At 74.2% G+C, this 7,147-nt stretch carries 5 protein-coding genes; all 5 read left to right on the top strand.

Annotation, left to right across the window (positions count from 1 at the left end; genetic code table 11):
* Nucleotides 1-134 precede the first annotated feature (134 nt).
* The 5 genes from hutU to hutH are packed head-to-tail and all read left to right on the top strand — an operon-like array spanning nucleotide 135 to nucleotide 7,133.
* Nucleotides 135-1,835 carry a urocanate hydratase gene (hutU, locus tag KBX50_RS25465; protein WP_210940209.1) on the top strand — a complete coding sequence of 567 codons (1,701 nt, stop codon included), beginning with the start codon at nucleotides 135-137 and terminating at the stop codon, nucleotides 1,833-1,835.
* A 9-nt stretch (nucleotides 1,836-1,844) separates the two neighbouring features.
* Nucleotides 1,845-3,062, top strand: coding sequence for an allantoate amidohydrolase (locus KBX50_RS25460; protein ID WP_210940208.1), 1,218 nt, complete (start codon nucleotides 1,845-1,847; stop codon nucleotides 3,060-3,062).
* Complete coding sequence (locus tag KBX50_RS25455; protein WP_210940207.1) at nucleotides 3,059-4,420, top strand: formimidoylglutamate deiminase; 1,362 nt, start codon at nucleotides 3,059-3,061, stop codon at nucleotides 4,418-4,420. Before KBX50_RS25460 ends, KBX50_RS25455 begins: the two co-directional genes overlap by 4 nt.
* Nucleotides 4,417-5,601 carry an imidazolonepropionase gene (gene hutI / locus KBX50_RS25450; RefSeq protein ID WP_210940206.1) on the top strand — a complete coding sequence of 395 codons (1,185 nt, stop codon included), beginning with the start codon at nucleotides 4,417-4,419 and terminating at the stop codon, nucleotides 5,599-5,601. The genes KBX50_RS25455 and hutI overlap by 4 nt, the downstream gene beginning before the upstream one ends.
* Nucleotides 5,598-7,133, top strand: a complete 1,536-nt coding sequence (gene hutH / locus KBX50_RS25445; RefSeq protein ID WP_210940205.1) for a histidine ammonia-lyase — start codon at nucleotides 5,598-5,600, stop codon at nucleotides 7,131-7,133. The genes hutI and hutH overlap by 4 nt, the downstream gene beginning before the upstream one ends.
* Nucleotides 7,134-7,147 lie beyond the last annotated feature (14 nt).

Below are 7,147 nucleotides of genomic sequence, written 5' to 3'. Positions count from 1 at the left end.
CGGCCGGGGCGTCCAGAACAGCGAGGCGGCCATTCCTCCCGAGCCATCGCAGGGCAACCCGTCATCAGCCACACCTCGCCGTCCTGGGCATCCAGGGCTCCAACCCCAGACACTTCAACCCTAAGGAGTCCGCCATGACCCACGCCGACCAGACAGCCCCCGGACCCGTCCGGTCCCCGCGCGGCCCGGAGCGCAGCGCCCGAGGGTGGCCGCAGGAGGCCGCCCTGCGGATGTTGATGAACAACCTCGATCCCGAGGTCGCCGAGCGCCCCGACGACCTGGTCGTGTACGGCGGCACCGGCAAGGCCGCCCGGGACTGGCCGTCGTACCACGCCCTGGTGCGGACGCTCACCGAGCTACGGGACGACGAGACGATGCTGGTGCAGTCGGGCCGGCCGGTCGGGGTGATGCGGACCCACGAGTGGGCGCCCCGGGTGCTGCTGGCCAACTCGAACCTGGTCGGCGACTGGGCGACCTGGCCGGAGTTCCGCCGCCTGGAGCAGCTCGGCCTGACCATGTACGGGCAGATGACCGCCGGCTCGTGGATCTACATCGGCACCCAGGGCATCCTCCAGGGCACCTACGAGACGTTCGCCGCCGTGGCGGCGAAACTCGCCGGTGCTGCCCGCGGCGACGGGCAGCCGGGCAGCGACGGCACCCTGGCCGGCACCCTGACGTTGACCGGTGGCTGCGGTGGCATGGGCGGGGCGCAGCCGCTCGCGGTCACCATGAACGGCGGTGCCTGCCTGATCGTGGACGTGGACCGCGGCCGGCTGGCCCGCCGGGCGCACGACCGCTACCTGGACGAGATCGCCGACGACCTGGACGACGCGGTGCGGCGGGTGCTCGCCGCCAAGCGGGAGCGCCGGGCGTTGAGCGTCGGTGTCGTCGGCAACGCCGCCACCGTCTTCCCGGAGCTGCTGCGTCGGGGCGTGCCGATCGACATCGTCACCGACCAGACCAGCGCGCACGATCCGCTGTCGTACCTGCCGGAGGGGGTGGAGCTGGCCGACGCCCGGGAGTACGCGACGGCCAAGCCGGCCGAGTTCACCGACCGGGCCCGGGCGTCGATGGCCAGGCACGTCGAGGCGATGGTGGGTTTCCTCGACGCGGGCGCGGAGGTCTTCGACTACGGCAACTCGATCCGGGGCGAGGCCCGGCTCGGCGGGTACGAGCGCGCCTTCGACTTCCCCGGCTTCGTGCCGGCGTACATCCGGCCGTTGTTCTGCGAGGGCAAGGGGCCGTTCCGGTGGGCGGCGCTCTCCGGCGATCCCGCCGACATCGCCGCCACCGACCGGGCCATCCTGGACCTGTTCCCGGAGAACGAGTCCCTCGCGCGATGGATCCGGCTGGCCGGCGAGCGGGTCGCCTTCCAGGGGTTGCCCGCGCGCATCTGCTGGCTCGGTTACGGCGAGCGGGACCGGGCGGGCGTACGGTTCAACGAGATGGTCGCCTCGGGTGAGCTGAGCGCGCCGGTGGTGATCGGCCGCGACCACCTGGACTGCGGCAGCGTGGCCAGCCCGTACCGGGAGACCGAGGCGATGGCCGACGGCTCGGACGCGATCGCCGACTGGCCGCTGCTCAACGCGCTGGTCAACACCGCCAGCGGGGCCTCCTGGGTCTCCATCCACCACGGCGGCGGGGTCGGCATCGGCCGGTCCATCCACGCCGGTCAGGTCTGCGTGGCCGACGGCAGCGCGCTGGCCGGGCAGAAGATCGAGCGGGTGCTGACCAACGACCCGGCGATGGGCGTCATCCGGCACGTCGACGCCGGCTACGAAGACGCCCGCGAGGTGGCCACCCGCACCGGCGTCCGCGTCCCGATGGCGGAGTGAGGAAGGCCCTTGTTGACACACACGGTGCAGGACGGACCCCTGCTCGACAGGTTCCGCGAGCTGTGGGGACAGATCGCCCCGATCGGGCGGGACGCGCACAGCGGCGGCTACCTGCGGTACGCGCTGACCGAGCCGGAGCTGCGGCTGCGGGAGTGGTTCCGGGCGCAGGCCGACGAGCGGTCCATGCCGGTGACCGAGGACGGCAACGGCAACCTGTTCGCCTGGTGGGGCGACCCGGCGGCCGGTGACGCGATCCTGACCGGCAGCCACTTCGACTCGGTGCCGCACGGCGGGGCGTACGACGGTCCGCTCGGCATCGTGAGCGCCTTCCTCGCGGTCGACGAGCTGCGCGCCGGGGGCGTCACGCCCGCCCGGCCGCTGGCGGTGGCGGCGTTCGTGGAGGAGGAGGGCGCCCGGTTCGGCGTACCGTGCCTGGGTTCCCGGCTGCTCACCGGCGCGCTGGACGCCGAGCGCGCGGCCGGGCTGCGCGACGCCGGCGGGGTGAGCTTCGCCGAGGCGCTGGGTGAGCGGCCGGCGGGCGCCCGGCCGGAGCTGCTCGGCTGCTTCGCGGCCTTCGTGGAGTTGCACGTCGAGCAGGGCCGCGCGCTGGTCGAGCGGGACGCGCCGGTCGCCGTCGCGAGCGCCATCTGGCCGCACGGCCGCTGGCGCTTCGACTTCACCGGCGAGGGCAACCACGCCGGTACGACGCGGATGACCGACCGTCGAGACCCCATGCTCACGTACGCGTTCACGGTGCTCGCCGCCAACAAGGAGGCCCGGCTGCGCGGTGCCCACGCCACCGTCGGTCGGGTGGCGGTGGAGCCGAACGCCACGAACGCGATCCCGTCCCGGGTGACCGGCTGGCTGGACGCCCGCGCGGCCGAGCCGGAGACCTTGGCCGGCATGGTCGAGGCGGTGCACGGCAAGGCCGCCGAGCGGGCCCGGCGCGACGGTACGCAGGTGACGCTGACCGAGGAGTCGGCCACCCCGTTGGTGGCCTTCGACGGCGGACTGGCCGATCGGTTGGCCGGGCTGCTGGCCGCGCCGGTGCTGCCCACCGGGGCGGGGCACGACGCCGGGGTGCTCGCCGCCCACGTACCCACCGCGATGCTGTTCGTCCGCAACCCGACCGGGGTGTCGCACTCCCCCGCCGAATCAGCCACCGACGCCGACTGCGCCACCGGGGTGACCGCCCTGGCCAGGGGGCTGGCGGAGCTGCTCCGATGAGCGCCACCCGTTGGCTCGCGGAGTACGCCTGGCTGCCCGGGGAGGCCGAACCGACCCCGGACGTGCTGATCGAGACGGTGCACGACCGGATCACCGGCGTCACACCGCTCGCGCCGGACGGCCGGCCCGACGCCGGTGTGGACGTGCTGGCCGACGCGGTGCGGCTGCCGGGGCTGACCCTGCCGGGGCTGGCGAACGCGCACTCCCACGCGTTCCACCGGGCACTGCGCGGGCGCACCCACGCAAGGCGGGGCGACTTCTGGAGCTGGCGCGACCAGATGTACGCGGTCGCCACCCACCTCGACCCCGACTCCTACCTGGCGCTGGCCCGGGCGGTCTACGCCGAGCTGGCGCTGACCGGGGTGACCTGCGTGGGTGAGTTCCACTACCTGCATCACGGGCCGGGCGGCAGCCCGTACGCCGACCCGAACGCGATGGGCGCGGCGCTGGTCGAGGCGGCGGCCCAGGCGGGGATCCGGCTGACTCTGCTGGACACCTGCTACCTGACCGCCTCGGTGGACGGTCGGCCGCTGACCGGGCCGCAGCAGCGGTTCGGCGACGGCGACGCGTTGCGCTGGGCGGAGCGGGTCGACGCGTTCACCCCGGACGGCGGGCACGCGCGGCTCGGCGCCGCGATCCACTCGGTCCGGGCGGTGCCGGCCGATCAGCTCGCCACCGTCGCCGGTTGGGCGCACCGCCGCGACGCCCCACTGCACGTGCACCTGTCGGAGCAGCCCGCCGAGAACGACGCCTGCCGGGCGGTGCACGGGTGCACGCCGACGCGCCTGCTCGCCGATCAGGGGGTGCTCGGCCGGGCCACCACGGCGGTCCACGCCACCCATCCGACGAGCGCCGACGTGAGTCTGCTCGGCGAGAGTCGTACCGGCGTCTGCCTCTGCCCCACCACCGAACGGGATCTCGCCGACGGTATCGGTCCGGCCCGTCGGATGGCCGACGCCGGCATCCCGCTCAGCCTGGGCAGTGACAGCCACGCCGTGGTCGACCCGTTCGAGGAGGCGCGCGCCGTCGAACTGGACGAGCGGCTGCGCACCCGCAAGCGGGGCCACTTCACCGCGGCGGAGCTGTTGACCGCCGCGAGCAGCGCCGGGCACGCCGCGCTGGGCTGGACCGACGCCGGCCGGATCGCCGTCGGTGACCGTGCCGACCTGGTCACGGTGCGGCTGGACAGCGTCCGTACGGCCGGGGTGACCCCGGCGGGTGTCTGGTTCGCGGCGAGCGCGGCAGACGTCGTCCAGGTGGTGGTGGACGGTCAGGTGCTGGTCCGCGACGGCCGGCACGTACGCGTGGACGTACCGCAGGAACTGGCCACGGCGATCACGGAGGTGACCACCCCATGAGCAGCCTGCTGGTGGACGACATCGCTGAGCTGGTGACGAACGTGGCCGGCGCGGGCGGGCCGCTGGGGATCCGGCGACGGGCTGCGGTGCTCGTCGAGGACGGCGAGGTGGCCTGGGTCGGTCCGGCGGCCGACGCACCGGCAGCGGACCGGCGGATCGACGCCGCCGGTGCGGCGGTACTGCCCGGGTTCGTGGACAGCCACGCCCACCTCGTCTTCGCCGGGGACCGGGCCGCCGAGTTCGCCGCCCGGATGGCCGGCGAGCCGTACACCGGCGGCGGTATCCGCACCACGGTCGGTGCCACCCGGGCCGCCTCCGACAACGAACTGCGGGCCACCGTGCGCCGGCTGCACGCGGAGGCGCTACGCCAGGGCACCACCACGATCGAGATCAAGAGTGGGTACGGCCTCACCGTCGCCGACGAGGCCCGCTCGCTGCGGATCGCCACCGAGGTCAGCACGGAGACCACGTTCCTCGGCGCGCACGTGGTCCCGGCCGAGTACGCCGCCCGTCCGGACGACTACGTGTCGCTGGTCTGCGGGCCGATGCTGGCCGCCGCAGCGCCGTACGCCCGCTGGATCGACGTGTTCTGCGAGCGGGGGGCCTTCGACGCCGACCATGCCCGGGCGATCCTCGCCTGCGGGCAGGCCATGGGGCTCGGGGTGCGGGTGCACGCCAACCAGCTCGGCCCCGGCCCGGGCGTGCGGCTCGGGGTGGAGCTGGGGGCGGCGAGTGTGGACCACTGCACCCACCTGACCGACACCGACGTCGACGCGCTGGCCTCGACCACCACGGACGACGGGCAGTCCGCCACCGTCGCCACCCTGCTGCCGGGTGCCGAGTTCTCCACCCGGTCGCCGTACCCGGACGCCCGTCGGCTGCTCGACGCCGGGGTGACCGTGGCGCTGGCCACCGACTGCAACCCCGGCTCGTCGTACACCTCGTCGATGCCGTTCTGCATCGCCCTGGCCGTCCGCGAGATGGGGATGACCCCGGCGGAGGCGGTGTGGGCTGCGACCGCCGGTGGCGCGCGGGCGCTGCGCCGCGACGACATCGGGGTGCTGCGGCCCGGCGCCCGGGCCGACCTGATCATCCTCGACGCACCGTCTCACCTGCACCTGGCCTACCGGCCCGGGGTGCCTCTCGTCCGCCAGGTTCTGCACAACGGAGTACCGCGATGACCGTCACCGTCCAGCCCACCGGAATCACCCCCGCCGACGTGCTCGCCGTGGCGCGGGGCGGTGCCAAGGTGGTCCTCGACCCGGCCACCGTCGAGGCGATGGCCACCAGCCGGTCCATCGTGGATGGCATCGAGGCCGCCGGCCGTCCCGTGTACGGCGTGTCGACCGGTTTCGGGGCCCTGGCGAACACCTTCGTCGCTCCCGAGCGCCGAGCCGAGTTGCAGCACGCGCTGATCCGGTCGCACGCCGCCGGGGTCGGCGCGCCGATGCCCCGGGAGGTGGTACGGGCGATGATGCTGCTGCGGGTCCGTTCGCTGGCGCTCGGCCACTCCGGGGTCCGGCCGTTGGTCGCCGAGGCCCTGGTGGACCTGCTCAACCACGAGGTCACCCCCTGGGTGCCTGAACACGGCTCGTTGGGTGCCTCCGGTGACCTGGCCCCGCTGGCGCACTGCGCGCTGGTGCTGCTCGGCGAGGGCTGGGTGCTCGCCCCGGACGGCGGGCGGATGCCTGCCGTCGACGCGTTGCGTCGGGCCGGCCTCGCCCCGGTGGAGTTGGCCGCCAAGGAGGGGCTGGCGCTGATCAACGGCACCGACGGCATGCTCGGCATGCTGTTGCTCGCCATCGACGACGCCGCCCACCTCTTCACCATGGCCGACGTCACCGCCGCGCTGGCGATCGAGGCGATGCTCGGCTCGGAACGGCCGTTCCTACCGGAGCTGCACGCCATCCGTCCGCATCCCGGGCAGAGTGTCTCGGCGGCCAACATCCACCGGTTGTTGCAGGACTCGGCGGTGATGGACTCGCACCGCGACGACCTGGCACACGCGGTGCAGGACGCCTACTCGATGCGCTGTGCACCGCAGGTGGCCGGCGCGGCCCGGGACACCCTGGACTTCGTCCGGACGACCGCCGCCCGGGAACTGGTCTCGGTGGTGGACAACCCGGTGGTACTGCCCGACGGTCGGGTCGAGTCGACCGGGAACTTCCACGGCGCGCCCCTGGGCTTCGCAGCGGACTTCCTGGCCATCGCCGCCGCCGAGGTGGGCGCGATCGCCGAGCGTCGGGTGGACCGGCTGCTCGACGTCACCCGGTCCCGGGACCTGCCGGCGTTCCTCTCCCCCGACGCCGGGGTCAACTCCGGGCTGATGATCGCGCAGTACACGGCCGCCGGGATCGTCGCCGAGAACCGCCGGCTGGCCGCGCCGGCCTCGGTGGACTCGCTGCCCACCAGCGGCATGCAGGAGGACCACGTCTCGATGGGCTGGGCGGCGACCAAGAAGCTGCGTACGGTGCTGGACAACTTGACCAGCCTGCTCGCGGTGGAACTGCTCGCCGCCGTACGCGGATTGCAGTTGCGGGCGCCGCTGGTCCCGTCGCCGGCCGGGCGGGCGGCGATCGCCGCGCTCGGCGAGGCCGCCGGCGAGCCCGGCCCCGACGTCTTCCTGGCCCCGCTGATGGAGGCCGCCCGCGCCGTGCTGGCCGGTCGCGACCTCCGCACCGCCATCGAGCAGGAGGTCGGCACCCTCGGCTGACGCGAAGACCGACG

The organism is Micromonospora sp. C51 (assembly GCF_018070435.1).
Classification (GTDB): domain Bacteria; phylum Actinomycetota; class Actinomycetes; order Mycobacteriales; family Micromonosporaceae; genus Micromonospora; species Micromonospora sediminimaris.
This window is presented reverse-complemented; position numbering and strand designations above follow the sequence as displayed.